The organism is Paeniglutamicibacter sp. NPDC012692, from assembly GCF_042901625.1.
Lineage (GTDB): Bacteria > Actinomycetota > Actinomycetes > Actinomycetales > Micrococcaceae > Paeniglutamicibacter.
Genome location: NZ_JBIBDE010000001.1, coordinates 932,619 through 953,781 on the forward strand (window position 1 = coordinate 932,619; position 21,163 = coordinate 953,781).

Consider the following 21,163-nt stretch of genomic DNA (forward strand, 5'->3'; position numbering starts at 1 on the left):
CGACCTTGCCAAGGTCGAGGTCGCGAGTTCGAACCTCGTTGTCCACTCCAAGAAATATGGACCTCAATTCTTTTGAAGAGGGGTCCTTATTCTTTGGCTTTCCAAAGAAGCCAGGCATAAACTTTGGGCGATTGGCGCAGCGGTAGCGCGCTTCCCTGACACGGAAGAGGTCACTGGTTCGAACCCAGTATCGCCCACGAACAGTCAACACATCATGTGTGGATTATTCACGTGGACATAGCTCAGCTGGTAGAGCGCGACCTTGCCAAGGTCGAGGTCGCGAGTTCGAACCTCGTTGTCCACTCCAAGAAATATGGACCTCAATTCTTTTGAAGAGGGGTCCTTATTCTTTTAGCTTTCTCCAGGAAGCTAGGCAGTACCCGGATTCGCCGCGGTGGCTCTCCTCGATTTGATTGATCGGGAAATCACGGTAGAGTTCAGGTGCAGCAACTTTGGGCGATTGGCGCAGTGGTAGCGCGCTTCCCTGACACGGAAGAGGTCACTGGTTCGAACCCAGTATCGCCCACGAAGATCTATACTATTTGTATCGATGTTCATGTGGACATAGCTCAGCTGGTAGAGCGCAACCTTGCCAAGGTTGAGGTCGCGAGTTCGAACCTCGTTGTCCACTCGGAATAAAAGCCGTTCGGTTCTTCGGAATCGGGCGGCTTTTTCGTTAAGCCATCCTTCCTCCCCCGGATCCGGCCGCCAGCTTCAGGCACGCGATCTCCCGGCGTTGCACGTCAGCGTGGTTCCTTCCGGGCAGTGACCGATCCCGTTGGACGCTGCCAATGTTTTGTGACGCGCCACGTCACATTCGATGCCACACGCCACAAATTACGGCGTGTGGCCTGTTGCTTTGTTGACCGTTACACATAGTATGAATCTCAGTCGGGGCATACAAGCCCCCAAATCGAGAGGAGGTGCCTGTTGTCTATTTTTGACGAGCTGAAGGGCAAGGCCGAAGAATTGAAGGACAAGGCCACCGGACTGCTTCACGATAACTCGGAGAAGATCAGCGGTGCGATTGACCAGGCCGGCGACTTCGTCGACGAAAAGACCGGCGGCAAGTTCGCCGAGCACGTCGACAAGGTCCAGGATGGCGCCAAGGGTCTCCTCGACAAGGTCGATGGCGACGACGAGGCTCCGACCGCCTAGTCACCTCCAATCCCAGCAGGACTTGTGCCTTAGGCACGACAAACGGGTGCCGGTACTGCCGAGAGGCGGGACCGGCACTTGTTGTTTTATGAAGAAAGTTACGTCTTGACACACACCGTTCAGCAAAGCCCTGCAAGGCGTTCGAGCACGATCCAACCGATCATGGCGGGGCTGGTCACGGCCCTTGTCGGATACACGTCGTCGTTTGCCGTGGTCCTGACCGGTCTCAAGGCCGTGGGCGCCACGGATGCCCAGGCGGCCTCGGGCCTTTTTGCACTCACCATCACGTTCGCAGTTTGTGCGATCGGCCTGGCATGGTGCACCAAGCGGCCCATCACCACCGCATGGTCGACCCCGGGCGCCGCCCTCCTTGCCGGGGCGGCGGGACTCAACATGGGGTGGAACGAAGCGGTCGGCGCCTTCATCATGACCGGGGTGCTGATCGCCGCTACCGGTGCCATCCCCTGGCTTGGACGGCTGCTGGCCTCGATACCTGTCCCCCTGGCCCAGGCGATGCTGGCCGGCGTGCTGCTGAAGCTCTGTCTGGCCCCGTTTGTGGCGCTTTCGAATATCCCGCTTTACGTCGCCCCGGTGATCGTGGTGTGGCTGGTCTTCCTGCGATTCAGCCCCAGGTGGGCCGTTCCGGCCGCGATGGCCACCGCGCTGGCCATCGCCGGGATCACCATGGCACAGGCCACCGGATCCGGTTCCATGGGTGAACTCATGCCGAGCCTCGTGTTCACCGCACCGGCGTTCAGCGTCGAGGCATTCACGGGAATCACGTTGCCGCTGTTTGTCGTGACCATGGCCTCGCAGAACGTCCCCGGAGTGGCGGTGCTGGCGAGCTTCGACTACGAAACACCGTGGCGGGCCTCGATGCTTAGCACCGGGATCGGGACCTCGCTTGCGGGGTTGTTTGGCGGCCACGCAATCAACCTCGCGGCCATCTCCGCGGCACTTGCCGCCGGGGAAGAAGCTGGCGAGGACCGTTCAAGGCGCTGGATCGCCGCCGTTTCCTCGGGCGGCTTCTACATCCTGCTGGGTCTGGCGTCGGCTGCCATCACGGCGTTGGCGGCCGCCAGCCCCGCCGGCCTCCTGGAAGCAGCGGCCGGATTGGCGCTCCTTGGAACCCTTGGCATGGCGGCATCCTCGGCGCTGGCGGATCCGTCGAGCCGCATGAGTTCCCTGGTCGCATTCCTGGTTGCGGCGTCCGGGCTCAGCTTTGCCGGTATCGGCGGCGCCTTCTGGGCCCTGCTGGCCGGCCTGGCGCTGCGTTTCCTCATCGAACGGAAAGCCGGCTGACCGCACGGCACACATTCTTGACGCGAAAAGGCCGCGTTGCCCATGCATCGAATGCATGGGCAACGCGGCCTTGGTCGTTTCCCGGGCGGGTTGTCCCTAGAGCGCGGGTTCCCCGGCCTGGCCCTCTCGGGCCAGCGCCGTCAGACGGGAGACGGCGCGGAAGTACTTCTTCTGGTAGCCGCCGGACATCATTTCCGGGGTGAAGAGCTCGCTGAACGGCTTGCCGGAGGCAACGATTGGCACGTCCTTGTCGTAGAGGCGGTCGGCCAGCACCACAAAGCGCAGGGCGACCGACTGCTCGGTGATCGTTTCGACGTTGTGCAGCACCAGCACGTCAGTGTCGCCGATCAGGGCACGGTAGCGGCTGGGGTGGACCTTGGAGAGGTGCTCCGCCAGCTCGGAGAACTCGTCGATGGCAAAGGTCTTGTCGCCGTAGCGTTCCTTGGCGAACACCTCGATGGTCGAATCCTCCAGCGGATCCGGCGCGTCGGGCAGGCCGCGGTGGCGGAAGTCGACGCCGTCGACGCGGTGCACGTCGAACTGTTCGGCCAGGACCTTGATTTCACGCTGGAAGTCCACGGCGGCGAAACGGCCCTCGCCCAGGGCCCCGGGCAGCGTGTTGGAGGTCGCTGCGATCTTCACGCCGGCGTCGGAAAGCTCGCGCATGAGGCGCGACATCAGCACGGTGTCCCCCGGATCGTCGAGCTCGAACTCGTCAATGCAAACCAGCGAGTAGGTGCTGAGCACCTCGACCGTCTGGCGGAAGGAAAGCGCGCCAACCAGGTTGGTGTATTCGACGAAGGTGCCGAAGGCCTTGCGGCCCGGGGCCAGGTGCCACAGCGAGGCGAGCAGGTGGGTCTTGCCGACGCCGAATCCGCCGTCAAGGTAGATGCCCGACTTGTGGGCCTTCTTCTTGCCAAAGAGCTTGCCCAGAAGGCCGCCCTTGGAAGCGCCGATGTGGCTGGCGAAGTGCTTGAGCTTGGTGACGGCCTCGGCCTGGGACGGCGCCGACGGATCCGGGCGGTAGGTCTCGAACGACACCTCGCCGAAACGGTAGGACGGGTGGAAGCCGGCAAGCAGCTCTTCAATCGAGACCGTTGGGGTCCGTTGGGAAAGATGCGCAATCGTGGCCATACGGCGGAACGGTCCTTAGCGTCGAGGTGTGGTGATGAGTGGCGCGCGAAACACGCCCCCGCTATTTTACCGCCTCGTGAATCGGCAACCAGCAAATGAGACCCATCACACGTCGGCGTCCAGCGGCCGCAGTCGCCCCGGACGCTGGAAGCGAAATATGGCAGAAGATGACTGCCCGGGCCACCATTGCCCTTCCCGGATCGCTAGGCTGGTAGTGCAGTATCTTTTCCCATATTTCTTGTTGCGAGGTCAATTCATCATGAGCCTGCCCATCGACGCCGATCCCCGGTTCGCCAGCTACGCCCACCCGGAACGGCTGGTGTCCACCGACTGGTTGGCGGCAAACCTCTCCGCCCCGGGCCTGGTCATTGTCGAATCCAACGAGGATTTCCTGCTCTACGACACCGGCCACATCCCCAACGCCATCAAGGTCGACTGGCACACGGACCTGAACGACGAGGACACCCGCGACTACGTCGACGGCGAGGCCTTCGCCGCCCTGATGGCCTCCAAGGGCATCAGCCGCGACAGCACCGTGGTGATCTACGGCGACAAGTCGAACTGGTGGGCCGCCTACGCGCTGTGGGTCTTCACCCTCTTCGGCCACGAGGATGTCCGCCTGCTCGACGGCGGCCGCGACAAGTGGATCGCCGAGGGCCGGGAAATCACCCGCGAAAAGCCCGCGATTGTCCCCTCCGACTACCCGGTGGTCACCCGCGACGACAGCACCGTCCGCGCGTTCCTGCCGCAGGTGCTCGAGCACTTCGGCAATCCGCTGATCGATGTCCGTTCCGCCGAGGAATACAGCGGCGAACGCACCCACATGCCCGCCTACCCGGAGGAAGGCGCCCTGCGCGGCGGTCACATCCCGTCGGCCGCTTCCGTGCCGTGGGCCCTGGCCGCGGCCGAGGACGGAACCTTCCGCTCGCGCGAGGAACTCGAGGAGGTCTACCTCGGCAAGGCCGGCCTGACCCCGGGCGACAAGGTCATCACCTACTGCCGCATCGGCGAGCGTTCCAGCCACACCTGGTTCGCCCTGCAGTTCCTGCTCGGTTTCGAGGACGTGCGCAACTACGACGGTTCCTGGACCGAGTGGGGCAATGCCGTGCGCGTTCCCATCGTCAAGGGCTCGGAACCCGGCGCCGTGCCCGCAGGTATTGGAGCATAATCCCATGAGCACCCTTCCCAAGGAACTTGCCGAAATCGTCGACGATTTCCAGGCCGTCACCGAACGCGAGCGCCTGGAACTCCTCCTGGAATTCTCCGAGGAACTCCCCGCGCTGCCGCAGCGCCTGGCCGACCACCCGGACCTGCTCGAACAGGTCGTCGAGTGCCAGTCCCCGCTGTTCCTGACCATCGAGGTCGAGCCGGCCGGGGAGCAGAACGTTTCGCTGTTCTTCTCCGCCCCGCCCGAGGCGCCGACCACGCGCGGCTTCGCGTCGATCCTGCACCAGGGGCTCGACGGCCTTCCCGCGGCGGCGGTGCTGTCCGTTCCCGACGACATGCCCAACCAGCTGGGGCTCACCCGCGCCCTGACTCCATTGCGTTTGCGCGGCATGACTGCAATGCTGGCACGCATCAAGCGACAGGTTAACGAACGCCTCGCGGCGACCAACGAGTAGCAACACCGGTGGCGGCAGACGCCATCCACCGTGACGGGAATCGAGTTTGGGCATCGGCGAAAGCCGTTGCCCAAACCCTTCTTGAGGAACAGGCGATGACGAAGAAGAAAAACCACGCGACGGCCGGCACCCCAGCAACCACCCTGCTGGACCGCGAAAAGGTCGACTACACGCTGCACCCCTACACCCACGATCCGGCCTCGGTTTCCTTCGGCCTGGAGGCCGCCGAGGCCTTGGGCGTGGCACCCAACCGGGTGTTCAAGACGCTGCTGGTCGCCACCGGCGAACAAGGCGCCTCGGCCCTGGTGGTGGGCATCGTGCCCGTCGACCAGTCGCTGGACCTGAAGGCGATCGCCTCCGCCCTGGGCATCAAGAAGGTCGAAATGGCCGATCCGGTGGCCGCCGAACGCCGCACCGGCTACGTGGTCGGCGGCATCTCGCCGCTGGGCCAGCGGCAGCGTTCGCGGACGATCCTCGATTCAAGCGCAATGGCCCATGAAACCATCTACGTTTCGGGCGGGCACCGCGGTCTGGACATCGAGCTGGCGCCGGCGGACCTGCAGCGGCTGACCGACGCCCAGGTCGCGCACATCGCCCACCACTAGCCCGCGGCTTCGGCGGGCTCCCCCGGACGGGTCGAGTTGAGCACCGCGCCCACGAAGTCCTTGACCTCCCGGTCCCAGCGTTCCGGGTCGACGTTCCATTCACGGGTGTGGCCCGCCCGGGTGAACCGCTTCAGGACCACCGTTTCCGGGTTGAGCTCGGCCAGCTGTTCCGACGGGCCGATGGGCACGAAGTCGTCGTCTTCGCTGTGCATGATCAGCGTCGGGATGCGCAGCTGGTCGTGCCGCTCGACCCAATTCAATTCCTTGAGGTCCAGCGGCGCGGCCAGCCCCGTCATCCACCGGCCGGCCTTGTTGCTGAGCAGCCATTGGCCGAACCGTCCCACGGCCTCCGGAATCCGGTTGAGCTTGGCCTGGTGCGAGAGCACGTCGATCCAATTGATCACCGGCCCGTCAAGCACCATGGCGGAGATGCTGCGGGCGTTGCCGGACCTGTCGGCGGCCTGGAGGCCCACCGCGCCTCCCATGGACCAGCCAAAGAGCATGATTTCCCTGGCGCCCCGGGAAAGCGCATAGTCGATCGCCGCATCGACGTCCGGCCATTCCGTGGCGCCCAGGCCGTAGCGCCCGTCGATGGCGGCCGGCGCGACCCCGTCGTTGCGGTAGGAGACCAGCAGGGCGCTGAGCCCCAGCTCGCCCAGCGTGGGGAGCGCCCGGATTCCTTCCTTGCGGTTGGCCCCGCGCCCGTGCACGCAGATCGCCCAGGTGTCGGCCCGGTCGGTCCCAGCGACGAACCACGCCGGGGCCCCCCCGTTTTCCGTGGGGATCTCAATCTCGGTGTATTCCACGCCGACGTCGGACGGCGAGTTGAAGACGACGCCGGATAGCCTGCCGCGCACCGCGGCGGAAAGGTCGCCTGAGTAGACCTCCTCCACCGGGCGGGTGACGGTGCCGTCGCCGGTGCGGTATCCCTTGGGTTCGCCGAGGCGCGCGTGTCCGCGGTCGGCCGAGAAGAAGAGCGAATACCGGCCCGGGGCCGTGGAGTCCTTGTTGGCGGGAAGGATGATGTCCTGGCCATCGTCGGTCGGGACCACGGCCAGAATCGCCAGGCTCTCCTCCGGCACCGCATTGGGGGTAACCACCCTGCGGGCAAAGTACGCGGCCAGGGCCGAGACGCTGCCGGCGAACAACGACCCGGCCGCGGCGCCCACGCCGACACCCAGTAGAGCGATGCTCAGGCCCTTGCCCGTTGACTTGGTACGCGGCAGACGCGGTGCTTGTTTTGCCATCATGGTTACATCATCGCAAATCTTTGCACCGCTGCCTTGCGGCCGTGCGGCGTTTTCTCCGCCCGGATCCCCGGCGTCCGCGGATCGCGCCGGGCCAACGGGCGCCGATTCCGGGAATGACAACGGCCCATGCGGCGTTGAAACCACCATGAGCGATAGCCAGCAATCAGAGAAATCCCCCGTGCCGGAGGAACCAACGGTGCAAAAGACCGAGGAACAATGGCGCAGCGAGCTGACCCCCGACGAGTTCCGGGTGCTTCGCAAGGCAGGCACCGAGCGACCTTTCACCGGGGAGTACTGGGACACCCAAACCGAGGGCGTCTATGCCTGCCGGGCCTGCGGCCAGGAACTCTTCACCAGCAACGCGAAGTTCGACGCCGGCTGCGGCTGGCCGTCCTTCTTCGCGCCGCTGGCCGAGGACCGCGTTCGGTACATCCGCGACTCGACCCTCGGCATGGTCCGGGTCGAGGTGCGTTGCTCCGCCTGCGATTCGCACCTTGGCCATGTTTTCGAGGGCGAGGGGTTCAACACTCCCACCGACCAGCGCTACTGCATGAACTCGGTCTCCCTTCGGCTGAAAACCACCCAGTAGCGTTCGGTTTTACCGGGCGGGGACGGTCGCTGGCCGTCCGTTCCCGCCCGAGCATTCCCCCGAGTCGCACCTTGGAGGGCCACAGCGATCCGGAGCATTAGAGACACTAATGCTGGGGCATATTTTCAACCAGCAACCATCGCATCTCAGTAGGCTGGTTACAGAAGGCCACGGGCAACTCCGTGGCACGCCCATCCGCACCGAAAGGGGTGTCAGATCATGACCCACGCGACTCTTCCCAAGCCGCTGTCAAACTCCGAGCTCGTATCCTCCGAAGCCTGGACTACCCTCAAGCTAGCCGCGACCGAGTTCCAGACCCTCCAGGTCAAGGATGGATCGGTGCCCGAGGCCGCGGACCACGCCCGCGCGGGCGAACTGGTCGAATCGATCGTCGGGTCGGTCAACGCCCTTGCGCCGCAGTTCCCCCACGACGCCGTCTACCTCGAGGCCCTCATCCGGGACCTGAATGCCTGGCGCTCGGCAGGATTCGGCGTGCCCGACTTCCTGGATTCCCTGCTCGGCTTCCAGCCGCAGACCCAGCGCGAGGACGGACTGCGCCACCTGGTCCTCTTCCCGATGTACACGCAGAACGGTTCCACCAACCGCTTGCTCGAGGCAGTGCTCGTCGAGGTCATCTGGCCCGAGTTCATCGGCGCGCTCGAGGCCGGGGACTACGGCAACAAGCTCTTCGTGCCGCTGCGCTTCCTGGACTTCACCCCCGGCTACGACACCAACTCCGCGGTGCTCTTCCCCGAATCCGTCGCGATCCGCGAAACCCCGTCCTTCACCTGGGGCGCCATCTTCCAGGACCGCGAGGCCGCACGCTTCCGCCGCGTGCTGAAGGCCGCCGCGGAGATCACCAACCTCGAGCTGCCCGCCGACGCCGCGGCAATGCTCGGCGACCAGTCGCTGACCGAGGAAACCTTCGTGATGTGGGACCTGATCCACGACCGCACCCACATGCGCGGGGACCTGCCCTTCGACCCGTTCATGATCAAGCAGCGCATGCCGTACTTCCTGTACTCGCTGGAGGAACTGCGTTGCGACCTGACCGCATTCCGCGAATGCGTGAAGATCCAGGGCGACGAGTCCCAGGACGAGGAAACCCGCCACCACGCCAAGCTGGTCCAGTACGCGGTGATCTTCGACCGCATCTTCCGCTTCGCCATCACCGGCACCCGCCACCGCAACTACGACGCCGTCGGCGGACAGCTGCTCTTCGCGTGGATGCACCAGCACCACGTGCTGCACTGGACCGACACCAAGCTGGCCATCGACTGGGACGAGGTCCCGGCCGTGGTCTCCGCGCTCGGCGACGCCATCGACGAGCTGTACTGGCGCTCGATCGACCGCCCGAAGATCGCCCACTGGCTCGCCGCCTACGAGCTGGTCTCGGCCACGCTGACCCCGCACCCGGCCTCGGTCTGGGCCAAGGGCCCCGACGCCCTGCCGCTGACCGCGCCGCTGCGCGAGATGACCGACCAGGTGCTGGACGACGAGTTCCCGCTCTCGATGTTCTACGAGGCACTGGGCAAGAAGATGACCCCGGTCATCGAGTCGACCATCGGCATGACCGGCTCCAGCGCACTCTAATTCCCCGGGGTTGCAAGTGCACCGCAAGGTGCACTTGCAACCCTTCTACATGTGAGGTCTACACTCAGGATCATGTCAACGCTTACGGATCTGACAATTCTCATCGCCGGTGCCACGTCCCCCGCCGGGGTGGCCGCGGCGCGCGCCCTGTGCGACGCCGGGGCAACCGTCCTGGCCGCCGGCTCCAACGCGGACCGGCTCGCCGAACGCCTGCCCTTCGTCCACGGGCGCTACGAGGTCGACCTGGCCAACCACGCGGCCGTCACCGAGCTGCACCAGCTCATCGACACCGAACGCGGGCGCATCGACGGCCTGCTGCACCTGGTCGGCGGCTGGCGCGGCGGCAAGGGCCTGGCCGGGCAGTCGGACGACGACGCGGACTTCCTGCACACCCAGATCGTCACCACCCTGCGCAACACCACGCGGGTCTTCCACGACGACCTCCTGGCATCCCCGCGCGGCCGCGTGGCGATCGTCAGCGCCACCGCCGTGGATGCGCCCAGCGGCTCCAACGCCAACTACACCACCGCCAAGGCCGGCGCCGAGGCCTGGATGCGCTCCGTCGCCGCGGCCATGAACAGCGCGCAGTCGGGGAACAAGACCGCCCCGGAACCCCAGCGCGCCGCGGCGGTCCGCTGGGTCATCAAGGCCTTCAGCGACGAGGCCACCCGGGCGGCCCACCCCGAGCGCAATGTCGCGGGCTTCACCGACGTCGAGGCGCTCGGCGCCGCGGCGGTGTCCCTCTTCACCACCGACGCCGCCACGCTCAACGGGGCGCGCATCACGCTGCCGGTCCTCTGAGGGCGGCGCTACACTTTTTACCGACGCACGGGCCCTTTGCCCAGGCGATCCACACTCTTGACAAGTTAGGACCCTTCCCCGTGACTTCATCCGTGACTTCGGCATTGCACGACACCTCCGTGCGCGGCTTCGCCTCCGACAACTACTCCGGCATCCACCCGGAGGTGCTTGCGGCACTGGCCGAGGCCAACGGCGGCCACCAGGTCGCCTACGGCGAGGACCAGTACACCGAGCGCCTCGGCGAGGTCATCCGCGGCCACTTCGGCCCGGACGCCACGATCTTCCCGGTCTTCAACGGCACCGGCGCCAACGTCACGGCCCTGCAGTCGCTGCTGCCGCGCTGGGGCGCCGTCATCTGCGCCGAATCCGCGCACATCAACGTCGACGAGAACGGCGCCCCGGAGCGCATCGGCGGCATGAAGCTGCTCTCCGTGCCGACCACGAACGGCAAGCTCACCCCCGAGCTGATCGACCGCGAGGCCTGGGGCTGGGGCGACGAGCACCGCGCGCAGCCGCTGGCCGTCTCGCTGACCCAGTCCACCGAGCTCGGCACGCTGTACACGCTCGAGGAGCTGCGGAACATCACCGCGCACGCCCACTCGCTGGGCATGCGCGTGCACATGGACGGTGCACGGCTCTCCAACGCCGCGGCGGCCCTCGGCGTCGGGCTGGGCGAGATGACCACCGGCACCGGCATCGACATCCTGTCCCTGGGCGGCACCAAGAACGGCATCATGTTCGGTGAGGGCATCGTCACCCTCTCCCCCGGCCCGGCCGACTCGCTGAAGTACCTGCGCAAGATGAACATGCAGCTCGCCTCCAAGATGCGCTTCATCTCCGCCCAGCTGCTGGCCCTCTACGGCACGGACCTTTGGCTGGCCTCGGCCGGCCACGCCAACACCATGGCCGCCAAGCTCAGCGCCGCCGTCGCGGAGGTCGACGGCGTGGAGCTTGTCTACCCGACGCAGTCCAACGGCGTCTTCGCCGCGCTGCCCAACGCCGCGGCCGATAAGCTGCGCGAGCGCTTCCGCTTCTACGACTGGGACCGCGCCGCGGGCCAGGTCCGCTGGATGTGCTCCTTCGACACCACCGAGGCCGACGTCGACGCCTTCGTCGCGGCGCTCAAGGAAGAAATGGCAGCCCTCAAGGTCTGACACCCCCGTTGCAGCGGCAGGGCGCCGGGAGGCGGGGACACGAGTCAAACCCCTCCCGGCGTGCCTTGACGCAACAAAGCGCCGCGGCACTTTAGACTCGCCATGTGAGCTCCCATGGACCGATATCAGTAGTGCCGCCAGCGTTCCTCGAAGCGCTGGCCGCGGTGCGCCGCACCAGCTGCCGCAGCGAATTGCGCCTGGAAGAGATCCCGGCCCCGGCGCGGTTGGCCCCCTACGCGCTGGCGTTGGCCGCCGACGTCCACGAACGCGTCCCGCGCAGCACCCTCGGCGCGGCCAAGGCCGGAGTCGATCCGCACCAGGCGATCCACGGGGAGGAGCTCGCCACCGGCCGCTTCATCCTGCTGCACGACCCGGCGGGATCCGCCCTCTGGGACGGCGATTTCCGGATCGTGACCTACATCAGGGCGCGCATGGAATCTGAAATGGGCAACGACACGATGCTCGGCTCCGTGGCCTGGACCTGGCTGGTCGACGCCCTCACCGAATCCGGCGCGGAGTACCGCCAGGCCGGAGGCACCGCCACCCGCGTGCTCTCGGAGAGCTACGGAACCCTTGCCGAGCGCAACGACACCATCGACATCGAGCTGCGCGCCTCCTGGACCCCCGGGGACGGGAACATCTCGGCGCACCTGGAGGCGTGGGCGGACATGGTCTGCACCTTCGCCGGCCTGCCGCCGCTGCCCAGCGGCGTCACGGCGCTGCCGCACCGCCGCTTTTCCTGAAGGTCCCGAACCGCCCCCGGCGGCCCCAAATCCCGCCGTGCTTGCATTCGGTACTAGAATTGGATGCACCATGACCCGTACCGAACACGCCCAGCGCCCCGGCGCAACAGATGCCCCCAGCCTCGACGCCGCATCCCGGGAGTCGACAGAACCACAGGCCGCGGAGGTTGTTGCCGAACCGACTCTGCTGGACACCCCGCGCGACGGCGTCCCCGAGGTCATCGTCACCGTTCCCGGACTCAAGCGAGCCGCGCGCGCCATCGCGGCGGGCACCGGCCCGGTTTCCGTCGACGCCGAGCGCGCCTCCGGCTTCCGCTACGGCCAGCGCGCCTTCCTGGTCCAGCTGCGCCGCGAGGGTTCGGGCACCTGGCTGATCGACCCCGAGCCCTTCGAGAACCTGGACGAGATCCAGCAGGCCATCGGCGACGAGACCTGGATCCTGCACGCCGCATCCCAGGACCTTCCGTGCCTGGCCGAGCTCGGCATGGCGCCCGCGCGCCTCTTCGACACCGAGCTTGCCGCGCGCATCGCCGGCCTGCCGCGCGTGGGCCTGGGCCCGGCCGTGGAGTCGCTGCTGGGCCTGCGCCTGGCCAAGGAACACTCGGCAGCCGACTGGTCGACCCGCCCGCTGCCCGAACCGTGGCTGCGCTATGCGGCCCTGGACGTCGAGGTGCTGGACCGGCTGCGCGAGGAGCTCATCAAGCTCCTCGAGGAGGGCGGCAAGCTCGAGTTCGCCGAGCAGGAGTTCGAGGCCGTGCGCACCGCGCCCGCCGCTCCCCCGCGCACCGACCCGTGGCGCCGCACCTCCGGGCTGCACCAGATCCGCGACCGCAAGACCCTCGCCGCCGTCAAGCAGCTGTGGGAGGCCCGCGAGGCGCTGGCCCGCAGCCGCGACGTCGCCCCCGGCCGCCTGATCCCGGACTCCGCGCTGGTCGCGGCGGCCAAGGCCATGCCCACCAGCGTCCCGGCACTGCTGAAGACCCCCGGCTTCCACGGCCGCTCGGCGGCCAAGGACGCGCCGCGCTGGCTGCGCGCCCTGCAGGACGCCCGCTTCAGCAAGGACCTGCCGCCGAACCAGGTGCCGTCCAACGCGCCGCCTCCGCCGCGCGTCTGGGCTGACAAGGACCCGGTGGCCGCTGCGCGCCTGCAGACCGCGAAGACCCGCATCACGCGCACCGCCGAGACCTGGAACATCCCGCTGGAGAACCTGCTGACTCCCGACTACCTGCGCCGCCTGTGCTGGAAGCCGCCGGCGGTCATCGATCCGGACACCGTGACCGAGGCCCTGCGCGAGCTCGGCGCCCGCCAGTGGCAGATCGACCTGGTGGCCCCGGTGATCACCGTGGCCCTCCTGGATCCGGACAAGCTGGCCGCCCGCTAAACACCCCGACCGGCATCCCCGCGGCACCACCGCGGGGATGCCGGTTTTTTCATGCCCGGAAGCGGCTCGACGCACTTGTCCCGCGATGCACTTGCGCTCTAAGTTACCGACCAGTAGCGTATGGGGTGGATCACATTCCACCCAGCAATCGCAAGGAGCACCGGTGAGCCCACAGTCAGTGAACACGCGCCAGGCCACACGCCAGGTCCGCGACGTCGTCTTCGTCGACGGCGTCCGCACCCCCTTCGGCAAGGCCGGGGACAAGGGCATCTACCACGGCACCCGTGCCGACGACCTGATCGTCAAGTGCATCCGCGACCTGATGCGCCGCAACCCCTCGCTGCCGGCCGAACGCATCGACGAGGTGGCCATCGCGGCCACCACGCAGACCGGAGACCAGGGCCTGACCATCGGCCGCACCGCCGCGCTGCTGGCCGGCCTGCCCCAGTCGGTGCCGGGCTTCGCCATCGACCGCATGTGCGCCGGGGCCATGACCGCCGTGACCACCACGGCCGGATCCATCGCCTTCGGCGCCTACGACGTGGTCATCGCCGGCGGCGTCGAGCACATGGGCAACCACCCGATGGGGGCCGGCGCGGACCCGAACCCGCGCTTCCTCTCCGAACGCATCGTCGACCCCGCGGCCCTGAACATGGGCAACACCGCGGAGAACCTGCACGACCGATTCCCGGCCATCACCAAGGAACGCGCCGACCGCTACGCCGTCGCCTCCCAGGAGAAGCTCGCCGCCGCCTACCGGGCCGATCAGATCCAGCCGGACCTGGTCCCGGTCGCGGCCCGCCGCCCCGAGGAGGGCTGGGCCCTGCACACCGCAGACGAGCCGCCGCGCCCGGGCACCACGCTGGACTCGCTGGCCGAGCTGCGCACCCCGTTCCGCGCCCACGGGCGCGTCACCGCCGGCAACGCGGCTGGCCTGAACGACGGCGCCACCGCGGCCATCCTGGCCAGCGCCGACGCCGCCGAGGAGCTCGGCCTGCCGGTCAAGATGCGCCTGGTCTCCTACGCCTTCGCCGGCGTCGAGCCGCAGGTCATGGGCATCGGCCCGGTCCCGTCCACCGAGAAGGCGCTGGCCCAGGCCGGACTGGACATCGGGGACATCGGGCTGTTCGAGATCAACGAGGCCTTCGCCGTCCAGGTACTCTCCTTCCTGGACCACTTCGGCATCGACCAGGACGATCCCCGCGTAAACCGCTACGGCGGGGCCATCGCGGTGGGCCACCCGCTGGCCTCCTCCGGCGTCCGCCTGATGACGCAGCTGGCCCGCCAATTCGAGGAAGACCCCTCGGTCCGCTACGGGCTGACCACCATGTGCATCGGGTTGGGCATGGGCGGCACCGTCGTCTGGGAAAACCCGCACCACGCCGACTTTGGAAAGGACGCCTAGCCATGAGCCAGGGCACCATCGAAAACTTCTCCGCCCTCGCGGCGGCGATCCCGAACGAAATCGTCACCCACTCGCTGGTCAGCGACGTGGTCCTGCCCGGCGGCAAGCGGCTGGCGCTGCTGACCCTGGACAACGGCCTTGACCACACCAAGCCGACCACGCTGGGCCCCAACACGCTGATCGAGCTGCACGGCGTGCTCACCGAGCAGAAGGCGCGCGCCGCGGCCGGGGAAATCGACGCGCTGGCGGTGACCGGCAAGCCGTACTTCCTGGTCGCCGGCGCGGACCTCTCCGGCGTCAAGCACCTCTCCTCGCCGGAGCACGGCGCCGCCATGGCCACCCTGGGACACGCGGCCTACGACCTGCTCGCGGACCTGGGCGTGCCGACCTTCGCGTTCATCAACGGCGTCGCCCTGGGCGGCGGCCTGGAGATCGCCCTGGCCTGCACCTACCGGACGGTGTCCTCGGGCGCCAACGGCATCGGCCTGCCGGAGGCCTTCATCGGCCTGGTCCCGGGCTGGGGCGGGGTCTACCGGTTGCCGCGGCTCACCGGCCCGGAGGCCGCCATGACCGTGATGATCGAGAATCCGCTGAACAACAACCGCTCGCTCAACGGCGTTGCGGCGGCCAAGATCGGCATCGCCGATGCGCTCTTCGGGCCCGCCGACTTCCTGGAGCAGTCGCTGCTCTGGGCCGGCGGCGTGCTGGGGGGCAGCGTCGAGGTCGAGCGCCCCAACGCCGTGGACCCCGCCACCGATCCCGCCGTCGCGGCCCGCTGGGCGGCGGCTGCCGCCAAGGCCCGCGCGTTCGTCGAGGCCAAGACCTCCAACGCCGCCCCGGCACCGGCCAAGGTGATCGAGGTCTTCGAGGCCGGCGCCGGCATCAGCCAGGCCGAGTCCGCGCAGCTGGAAATCGCCGCGCTCACCGAGCTCATGCAGACCAACGCCTTCCACAACACCGTGTACTCCTTCCTGGACCTGACGCAGAAGCGTTCCAAGCGCCCCGCGGGGGCGCCGGATGCCAAGCTCGCCCGGCCCGTCACCAAGGTCGGCGTCGTGGGCGCGGGACTCATGGCCGGCCAGCTGGCGCTGCTCTTTGCCAAGAACCTGAAGGTGCCCGTGGTCATCACCGACATCGACCAGGCGCGCGTGGACAAGGGCCTGGCCTACATCCACGGGGAGGTCGACAAGCAGCTGGCCAAGGGACGCATCTCCCCCGACGCGGCGAACCGCACCAAGGCCCTGGTCACCGGATCGGCCACCAAGGAATCCTTCGCCGATGCCGACTTCGTGATCGAGGCCGTCTTCGAGGAACTCGCCGTCAAGAAGCAGGTCTTCGCCGAGGTGGAGGCCGTCGTCTCGCCCGAGTGCATCCTGGCCACCAACACCTCCTCGCTGTCGGTCACGGAGATGGGCCGGGACCTCAAGCACCCCGAACGCCTGGTCGGATTCCACTTCTTCAACCCGGTGGCGCTGATGCCGCTGCTGGAGATCGTGCGCACCGAACACACCAACGACGTTGCCCTGGCCACGGCCTTCGCCCTAGGCAAGACGCTGCGCAAGACCAGCGTGCTGGTCAAGGACGAGGCGGCATTCGTCGTCAACCGCATCCTGCTGCGCCTGATGGGCGAGGTCTCCAACGCCTTCGACGACGGCACCGACGCCACGGTCGCGGACAACGCGCTGCGCCCCATGGGACTGCCGATGACGCCGTTCACCCTGCTGGCCATGGTCGGCATCCCGGTGGCGCACCACGTGTCCGGGTCGCTGAATGCGGCATTCGGCGAGCGCTTCCGCGTCTCGGACAACCTGCAGGTGCTCATCGACAACGGCATCAAGTCGTTGTGGGTCCCGACGGCCGACGGCGGGCAGGAAATCCCCGAATCAACGCTGGAGCTCCTGACGTTCGGTTCGAGCCCGAGCACGGCCGACGAGCTGCTCCTGCGCACCCAGGACGCCCTGGCGCAGGAGATCGGCCTGATGCTGGCCGAGGGCGTCGTGGCTGGCCCCGAGGACATCGACCTGTGCATGATCATGGGCGCGGGCTGGCCCATGCATCTGGGCGGCATCACACCGTACCTTGACCAGGTCGGCGCCTCCGAACGGGTCAACGGGAAGAAGTTCCACCAGATCTAGCCCTCGGGCATTGGTCTGCGGGTGGCTCGGGAGCGCATGCTTCCGGGCCACCTTTTGTTTGTGTCCAGGAGGGGGCGCGCAAAGATTCACCTTCCCCCATCCATCGACCTTGCGCCGTTTCTACGCGACACTGTGCTTATGAAACAGAACATCACTTTGTCGCCCACTCGCAGGGTTGTTCTTGGCACCTCCCTGGCTGCCGGCGCCGCGGCCACCCTGGTGGCCTGCGGGCAGGGCAAGTCCAGCGACGCCATCCCGTCCGCCACCGGCACCGAGTACGACGCCACCGACCTGTCCAAGCTCCCGGTCCTGGGCACCACATCCGTGACGGTCAACGGGCACAACTACCTGCTCTACCGTCCCGATGAAAAGACGGTCCTGGCGTACACCTCGGTCTGCACCCACCAGGGGTGCAAGGTGGGAACCGGTGACAGCAAGAACTTCATCTGCCCGTGCCACGGGTCCGAGTATTCCAAGTTGGATGGCTCGGTCACCCAGGGTCCCGCCCCCAAGCCCCTGACCAGATACGCAGCAAGCATCGAGGGCGACAAGGTCAAGATCTACCTGTAGCCGGGCAGGCTGCCGACCCGTGGAATGATGGAGGGCATGAGTTCCATTTCTCCACAGACCCGTCGTGCCTTTGTTGGATCCACCATGGCGGCCGGTGCCGCCGTTGCCTTGGCAGCGTGCGGCGACGGCTCATCCGCCGCGCCGAACAATGTCCCTTCGGCCCCGCCCGAGCCCAGCGGCGAGGGCACGGTCGTGGCAACGCTTTCGGAGTTGGGCGTTGGTACCCGGCTCTCCGTCACCGCGCCTCGGACCGGCGCCGACGGGAAGACCAAGGATGCGGGCTTCCTGCTCTTCCGCCCCAACGAAAAGACCGTCCTCGCCTACACGGCCATCTGCACCCACCAGGGTTGCGCGGTGACCACCAAGGCACCCCAGGGCGAGGACTTCTACTGCCCCTGCCACGGCTCCTACTTCCAGCCTTCGGACGGCAAGGCCATCGCGGGCCCGGCACGTGGCGCCCTGGAACGCATTGCCGCCCAGATCAAGGGCCAGGACGTGCTGATCTTCGCCTAGAGGCCCGTCCTAGCCCACACGGCGGCCCTGGCGGCCGCTACGGGTTTCCCCGCGCATAAAACCCGCCCACGATCGACTCCATGATTTTCAGGATTTGGTCGGGGCGGGTTTCGCTTGCCCGCTGCCGTTGGAGGATCCTCGAGCTCAGCACATCCTGGACGGCCAACTCCCCCGCCCAGCCTTCGGGGACCCTCAGGTACCAGTCGAAGCCTGATGGCCGTGGAGGAATCCCCGCATCTGCGAGGTACCCATTGACCGATTCGTCGACGTCGGCACGGTCTTCGGCGCCAAAAGTTTCGAGGTAGGTTCCTTCCGAGCCGTGCTCGATGCAAGTGACCCGAACTGTCCTTCCGACATCGCTCCCGGGGAATCTGCGCAGGTTGGACACACCGCAGGCCCAACCGATCATGGCAAACCAGCCGCTTTCCGGCAACGGTTCCCAGCCAGGTTCCGGCGCCAAGACCGGCACGTCATTCCACATGGCCACAACCCTAGGCGGCGAGCACACCCGGTGCCCAGGCCGCCCCGTCGACGGCAGGCCCTTCCCCAAACACCGCAGTGCGTACTAGATTCGCTGGTGATGCCACCTCCGGCAACCATGCACAGACAAGGGAGCCCCTTCATGTCCAACGAATCCACAGCGGTTGTCTTCATAGAGTTCCAGAACGACTTCACCTCCCCAGGAGGCGTGCTCCACGACGCCGTCAAGGACTCCATTGAAGCGAACGCGACGCTGGACAACGCGGCCAAGGTGCTGGCTGCCGCCCGCGAAAACGGGGCCACGGTCATCCACGCGCCGATCAGCTTCGCGCCGGGCTACAACGAGATATCCTCCCACCCCTACGGCATCCTCAAGGGAGTCGTCGACGCCACGGCCTTCGTCAAGGGCCAGTGGGGCGCGGAAATCGACGAACGATTTGCGCCAGTCGAATCCGACATCGTCATCGAGGGAAAGCGCGGCCTTGATGCCTTCGGCAGCACCAACCTCGACTTCATCCTGCGATCCAAGGGCATCACCAAGGTGGTTCTTGCCGGGTTCCTCACCAATTGCTGCGTCGAATCCACAATGCGCACCGCATATGAGCGCGGCTTCGAAGTCGTGACGCTCACCGACGCGGTGGCGGCAACCTCCGTGGAGGAAGGCGAGTCGGCGGTCCGGTTCAACTATCCGATGTTCTCCACCCCGGCCACCGCCGACGAGTTCATCGCCACGCTGGAATCGTCACAGGAGCTTGCCGACACCTCGCGCGGTTACTGAGGTACGCCGGGGGGCTTCGGCGCGAAGCCCCCCGGCTCGCGAACCCGGCGGTTGGAAAATCCACCCCGGGCGAAGGGACCGAGGATGATTGACACGGAAATTCTCGCCAAGGAGTCAAACGGCGATGATCGTGCAGAACTGCGGATAGGCTCCTGCCATGGACGAGTATCGACTTCACCCGAGCCTGGTCACGCATTGGCACGATGGCGATTTGGAACCACTTCCGGATAGTGCGGCAGCGAACGAAACGGTCTGGTTCGCATTGCCGGTGGATGAAGACGGCGTTCAATACTGGGAAGGCCTAAACGGGAAGGTCGAAAGCGATGGCTCCATCACCGTTCTGGGCGTGCCGGCCTACGCCTACGATCTACGTTTCGGCGACCGAGTCACCGTCGTTCGATCGGCGGAGGGACCCTTCGTGGCTACGGGAATGGCGCAACGCAGCGGCAACTACACGTTCAGGTTCCTCTTGGCCGACGCGAGCGATGAAACCGGGTGGTACCCATTGGCTCAGGAATTCGCCACTTTGGGATGCTTGGTCGACGTACTCACGCCCAGGTTTACGGCGCTGTCCTGCGACCCCAATGTTTCACAGGCGGTAACCGAACGCTTGGCGCAGCTCAGTCAGGAAGGACTCCTGGAGTACGAAATCGGCCATATGTACTCAGACTGAAACGGGGTCGATTTCTTCCCGCAGCCCGCTCGGCATGCGGTCAAGACGATGAGGCGATCCAGCCACCCGTGACAACGCAAGGGACGTTGGCGTGAACGATCCATTTGAGCCGGCCGAGCCGCTGCCACGGCTGCCGGCGCCGCCACCCCGGTACTTCGGCGAATACAAGCCGGTGGACCCGACCGATACGGCACCTCCACCAACCAACGTTGGCGGCTATGACGAACTGCTCCAGTACTTCCGGGTACGGGGCCAGGAGTTGCCGCGCACCCCCGACGGCCTTGCCGCGATCGATGCCCTGATCGACAGCACCGTCGAGGACGGGCTGACAGAGCTTGCCCGTCCAATCGGCATGTTCTACGGAGACGTCCTGACACACAACGTTCCCGACGCGCACTGGGAGGCAACAGGCGGATCCCCCTGCGTCCAAGTCACCAAGACCGTCGCCGTTGACGTCATTGGAGTTGCAGAACGACGCCTCACCATCGCCTACCCTAGCCTCGTGCAAAGCTATGCCCACGTTCTTGAGATCGTCGCCCGCGACGCATAGTGGGCACCAGTCAGCTCAGCGTTCCCCTTCTGCGGCAATGGCGCAGTGCCGTCGTGCATCCCTTCGGTCGCCATGTCAGGATGAGGTAGGAAAAGAACCGTTCCCCCGAAAAGATCGGCTCTCGCCTAAGTCGCTCCATGAGCGAACTTCTGCCAGTATACATTTCCCGCCATTGCGCCCCGAACGAACTATTCGGCGGCATCGTGCTCGATCTGGACGCCGAGCGGGTCCTCCTCGCAGGTCTCCGGGACGGCGGCTACTTCGATGGATACACGATTTTCAGGCTCGCCGACATCCGCGCGGTGAGGGCCAGCAAGACTTTCATTCCATTCCTCCACTCGCACCAACCATGGCCTCCGGCCCGACCCCCTGAACCCATCGACCTAGCGGGGCCGGCGTCGTTCCTCGCGGACATTTCACAAACGGCCGCCGTCATCGGCCTACATACGGAAGTTCGACGCCCGAACATGCTCTGGATTGGTACACCCGTGGAATGGGGAAAGAAGTCCGCATGGTTCCACACCATCGATCCCCGCGCGCAATGGGACGACCTCCTGATCAAGGTCAAGTTCAAGCACCTGACACGGGTCGACTTCTCCGACGACTACATCAACGTAGTATTTGAACTTGCCGGCCACGCGCCCGCCAAATCCACTCCTGGATGCGAGAACACCGCATCGGCAATTCTCGACGAATCGATGCCCCACGGAACGTTCCCCACATGAAC

22 protein-coding genes and 4 tRNA genes are annotated in these 21,163 nt (G+C 66.5%); 23 read left to right on the forward strand and 3 right to left on the reverse strand.

The genetic code is table 11. The annotated features are described in order from the left end of the window. The first annotated feature begins 125 nt into the window (after nt 1-125). The 6 genes from ACFY5D_RS04315 to ACFY5D_RS04340 all read left to right on the forward strand — a co-directional run bounded on the left by ACFY5D_RS04315 (nt 126) and on the right by ACFY5D_RS04340 (nt 2,460). Nucleotides 126-197: transfer RNA gene (locus ACFY5D_RS04315), tRNA-Val, on the forward strand. Between the two features lie 34 nt (nt 198-231). Continuing rightward, a tRNA-Gly gene (locus tag ACFY5D_RS04320) sits at nt 232-307 on the forward strand. A 147-nt stretch (nt 308-454) separates the two neighbouring features. After that, a tRNA-Val gene (locus ACFY5D_RS04325) sits at nt 455-526 on the forward strand. Nucleotides 527-558: 32 nt separating this feature from the next. Further along, nucleotides 559-631 (forward strand) — tRNA-Gly (locus ACFY5D_RS04330). A 299-nt stretch (nt 632-930) separates the two neighbouring features. Further along, nucleotides 931-1,158 (forward strand): antitoxin, encoded by a 228-nt coding sequence (locus tag ACFY5D_RS04335; protein WP_387525496.1) that lies wholly within the window; start codon nt 931-933, stop codon nt 1,156-1,158. Between the two features lie 105 nt (nt 1,159-1,263). Further along, nucleotides 1,264-2,460 (forward strand): benzoate/H(+) symporter BenE family transporter, encoded by a 1,197-nt coding sequence (locus ACFY5D_RS04340; RefSeq protein ID WP_387525499.1) that lies wholly within the window; start codon nt 1,264-1,266, stop codon nt 2,458-2,460. Nucleotides 2,461-2,556: 96 nt separating this feature from the next. Here ACFY5D_RS04340 and zapE read toward each other — a convergent pair whose 3' ends face one another. After that, nucleotides 2,557-3,594, reverse strand: a complete 1,038-nt coding sequence (gene zapE, locus ACFY5D_RS04345) for a cell division protein ZapE (RefSeq protein WP_387525502.1) — start codon at nt 3,592-3,594, stop codon at nt 2,557-2,559. Between the two features lie 259 nt (nt 3,595-3,853). On the opposite strand from zapE, the gene ACFY5D_RS04350 reads away from it, so the two are divergent. From ACFY5D_RS04350 to ybaK, 3 genes are all read left to right on the forward strand, one after another. Then, the gene (locus ACFY5D_RS04350; protein WP_387525505.1) at nt 3,854-4,762 is read left to right on the forward strand and encodes a sulfurtransferase; all 909 of its coding nucleotides are present in this window, start codon (nt 3,854-3,856) and stop codon (nt 4,760-4,762) included. A 4-nt stretch (nt 4,763-4,766) separates the two neighbouring features. Then, nucleotides 4,767-5,216, forward strand: a complete 450-nt coding sequence (locus ACFY5D_RS04355) for a SufE family protein (protein WP_387525508.1) — start codon at nt 4,767-4,769, stop codon at nt 5,214-5,216. Between the two features lie 95 nt (nt 5,217-5,311). Continuing rightward, nucleotides 5,312-5,821: a Cys-tRNA(Pro) deacylase gene (ybaK, locus tag ACFY5D_RS04360; protein WP_387525511.1), complete on the forward strand. Its 510-nt coding sequence runs from the start codon at nt 5,312-5,314 to the stop codon at nt 5,819-5,821. Here ybaK and ACFY5D_RS04365 read toward each other — a convergent pair. Beyond that, nucleotides 5,818-7,071, reverse strand: coding sequence for an alpha/beta fold hydrolase (locus tag ACFY5D_RS04365; protein WP_387525514.1), 1,254 nt, complete (start codon nt 7,069-7,071; stop codon nt 5,818-5,820). The genes ybaK and ACFY5D_RS04365 overlap by 4 nt on opposite strands. 145 nt (nt 7,072-7,216) lie before the next feature. Here ACFY5D_RS04365 and msrB point away from each other — a divergent pair, with 145 nt between their 5' ends. The 10 genes from msrB to ACFY5D_RS04415 all read left to right on the forward strand — a co-directional run bounded on the left by msrB (nt 7,217) and on the right by ACFY5D_RS04415 (nt 17,955). Next, on the forward strand, nt 7,217-7,660 hold the full coding sequence (gene msrB / locus ACFY5D_RS04370; protein ID WP_387525517.1) for a peptide-methionine (R)-S-oxide reductase MsrB: 444 nt from the start codon (nt 7,217-7,219) through the stop codon (nt 7,658-7,660). A 219-nt stretch (nt 7,661-7,879) separates the two neighbouring features. Further along, the gene (locus tag ACFY5D_RS04375) at nt 7,880-9,253 is read left to right on the forward strand and encodes a DUF6421 family protein (protein ID WP_387525520.1); all 1,374 of its coding nucleotides are present in this window, start codon (nt 7,880-7,882) and stop codon (nt 9,251-9,253) included. 72 nt (nt 9,254-9,325) lie between these two features. Then, nucleotides 9,326-10,054: an SDR family NAD(P)-dependent oxidoreductase gene (locus tag ACFY5D_RS04380; RefSeq protein WP_387525523.1), complete on the forward strand. Its 729-nt coding sequence runs from the start codon at nt 9,326-9,328 to the stop codon at nt 10,052-10,054. A gap of 80 nt (nt 10,055-10,134) precedes the next feature. Continuing rightward, nucleotides 10,135-11,208, forward strand: coding sequence for a threonine aldolase family protein (locus tag ACFY5D_RS04385; RefSeq protein ID WP_387525526.1), 1,074 nt, complete (start codon nt 10,135-10,137; stop codon nt 11,206-11,208). Between the two features lie 104 nt (nt 11,209-11,312). After that, entirely contained in the window at nt 11,313-11,951 is a 639-nt protein-coding gene (locus ACFY5D_RS04390; RefSeq protein WP_387525529.1) for a DUF3000 domain-containing protein, read from the forward strand. Nucleotides 11,952-12,021: 70 nt separating this feature from the next. Beyond that, nucleotides 12,022-13,332 carry an HRDC domain-containing protein gene (locus ACFY5D_RS04395; RefSeq protein WP_387525531.1) on the forward strand — a complete coding sequence of 437 codons (1,311 nt, stop codon included), beginning with the start codon at nt 12,022-12,024 and terminating at the stop codon, nt 13,330-13,332. Between the two features lie 163 nt (nt 13,333-13,495). Next, nucleotides 13,496-14,737, forward strand: a complete 1,242-nt coding sequence (locus ACFY5D_RS04400) for a thiolase family protein (protein ID WP_387525534.1) — start codon at nt 13,496-13,498, stop codon at nt 14,735-14,737. A 2-nt stretch (nt 14,738-14,739) separates the two neighbouring features. Further along, nucleotides 14,740-16,872, forward strand: a complete 2,133-nt coding sequence (locus ACFY5D_RS04405; RefSeq protein WP_387525537.1) for a 3-hydroxyacyl-CoA dehydrogenase NAD-binding domain-containing protein — start codon at nt 14,740-14,742, stop codon at nt 16,870-16,872. Between the two features lie 138 nt (nt 16,873-17,010). Continuing rightward, nucleotides 17,011-17,442, forward strand: a complete 432-nt coding sequence (locus ACFY5D_RS04410) for a ubiquinol-cytochrome c reductase iron-sulfur subunit (protein WP_387525540.1) — start codon at nt 17,011-17,013, stop codon at nt 17,440-17,442. Between the two features lie 36 nt (nt 17,443-17,478). Then, complete coding sequence (locus ACFY5D_RS04415; protein ID WP_387525542.1) at nt 17,479-17,955, forward strand: Rieske (2Fe-2S) protein; 477 nt, start codon at nt 17,479-17,481, stop codon at nt 17,953-17,955. Nucleotides 17,956-17,992: 37 nt separating this feature from the next. On the opposite strand, the gene ACFY5D_RS04420 is transcribed toward ACFY5D_RS04415, so the two are convergent. Continuing rightward, nucleotides 17,993-18,436, reverse strand: a complete 444-nt coding sequence (locus ACFY5D_RS04420) for a DUF5956 family protein (RefSeq protein WP_387525545.1) — start codon at nt 18,434-18,436, stop codon at nt 17,993-17,995. Between the two features lie 141 nt (nt 18,437-18,577). On the opposite strand from ACFY5D_RS04420, the gene ACFY5D_RS04425 reads away from it, so the two are divergent. The 4 genes from ACFY5D_RS04425 to ACFY5D_RS04440 all read left to right on the forward strand — a co-directional run bounded on the left by ACFY5D_RS04425 (nt 18,578) and on the right by ACFY5D_RS04440 (nt 21,161). Then, nucleotides 18,578-19,213: a cysteine hydrolase family protein gene (locus tag ACFY5D_RS04425; protein WP_387525548.1), complete on the forward strand. Its 636-nt coding sequence runs from the start codon at nt 18,578-18,580 to the stop codon at nt 19,211-19,213. A 157-nt stretch (nt 19,214-19,370) separates the two neighbouring features. Then, nucleotides 19,371-19,886 (forward strand): DUF4265 domain-containing protein, encoded by a 516-nt coding sequence (locus ACFY5D_RS04430; protein ID WP_387525551.1) that lies wholly within the window; start codon nt 19,371-19,373, stop codon nt 19,884-19,886. A gap of 91 nt (nt 19,887-19,977) precedes the next feature. Then, on the forward strand, nt 19,978-20,436 hold the full coding sequence (locus ACFY5D_RS04435; protein ID WP_387525554.1) for a DUF6278 family protein: 459 nt from the start codon (nt 19,978-19,980) through the stop codon (nt 20,434-20,436). A gap of 137 nt (nt 20,437-20,573) precedes the next feature. Further along, the gene (locus ACFY5D_RS04440; RefSeq protein ID WP_387525557.1) at nt 20,574-21,161 is read left to right on the forward strand and encodes a hypothetical protein; all 588 of its coding nucleotides are present in this window, start codon (nt 20,574-20,576) and stop codon (nt 21,159-21,161) included. Nucleotides 21,162-21,163 lie beyond the last annotated feature (2 nt).

Bases quoted from the DNA above. Each gene is read 5' to 3' on its own strand.
- ACFY5D_RS04440 (WP_387525557.1), top strand. From the start codon at position 20,574: ATGAGCGAACTTCTGCCAGTATACATTTCCCGCCATTGCGCCCCGAAC.
- ACFY5D_RS04375 (WP_387525520.1), top strand. From the start codon at position 7,880: ATGACCCACGCGACTCTTCCCAAGCCGCTGTCAAACTCCGAGCTCGTA.
- ACFY5D_RS04430 (WP_387525551.1), top strand. From the start codon at position 19,371: ATGGACGAGTATCGACTTCACCCGAGCCTGGTCACGCATTGGCACGAT.
- ACFY5D_RS04425 (WP_387525548.1), top strand. From the start codon at position 18,578: ATGTCCAACGAATCCACAGCGGTTGTCTTCATAGAGTTCCAGAACGAC.
- msrB (WP_387525517.1), top strand. From the start codon at position 7,217: ATGAGCGATAGCCAGCAATCAGAGAAATCCCCCGTGCCGGAGGAACCA.
- ACFY5D_RS04395 (WP_387525531.1), top strand. From the start codon at position 12,022: ATGACCCGTACCGAACACGCCCAGCGCCCCGGCGCAACAGATGCCCCC.
- ACFY5D_RS04405 (WP_387525537.1), top strand. From the start codon at position 14,740: ATGAGCCAGGGCACCATCGAAAACTTCTCCGCCCTCGCGGCGGCGATC.
- zapE (WP_387525502.1), bottom strand. From the start codon at position 3,594: ATGGCCACGATTGCGCATCTTTCCCAACGGACCCCAACGGTCTCGATT.
- ACFY5D_RS04350 (WP_387525505.1), top strand. From the start codon at position 3,854: ATGAGCCTGCCCATCGACGCCGATCCCCGGTTCGCCAGCTACGCCCAC.
- ACFY5D_RS04365 (WP_387525514.1), bottom strand. From the start codon at position 7,071: ATGATGGCAAAACAAGCACCGCGTCTGCCGCGTACCAAGTCAACGGGC.
- ACFY5D_RS04415 (WP_387525542.1), top strand. From the start codon at position 17,479: ATGAGTTCCATTTCTCCACAGACCCGTCGTGCCTTTGTTGGATCCACC.
- ybaK (WP_387525511.1), top strand. From the start codon at position 5,312: ATGACGAAGAAGAAAAACCACGCGACGGCCGGCACCCCAGCAACCACC.
- ACFY5D_RS04380 (WP_387525523.1), top strand. From the start codon at position 9,326: ATGTCAACGCTTACGGATCTGACAATTCTCATCGCCGGTGCCACGTCC.
- ACFY5D_RS04355 (WP_387525508.1), top strand. From the start codon at position 4,767: ATGAGCACCCTTCCCAAGGAACTTGCCGAAATCGTCGACGATTTCCAG.
- ACFY5D_RS04420 (WP_387525545.1), bottom strand. From the start codon at position 18,436: ATGTGGAATGACGTGCCGGTCTTGGCGCCGGAACCTGGCTGGGAACCG.
- ACFY5D_RS04410 (WP_387525540.1), top strand. From the start codon at position 17,011: ATGAAACAGAACATCACTTTGTCGCCCACTCGCAGGGTTGTTCTTGGC.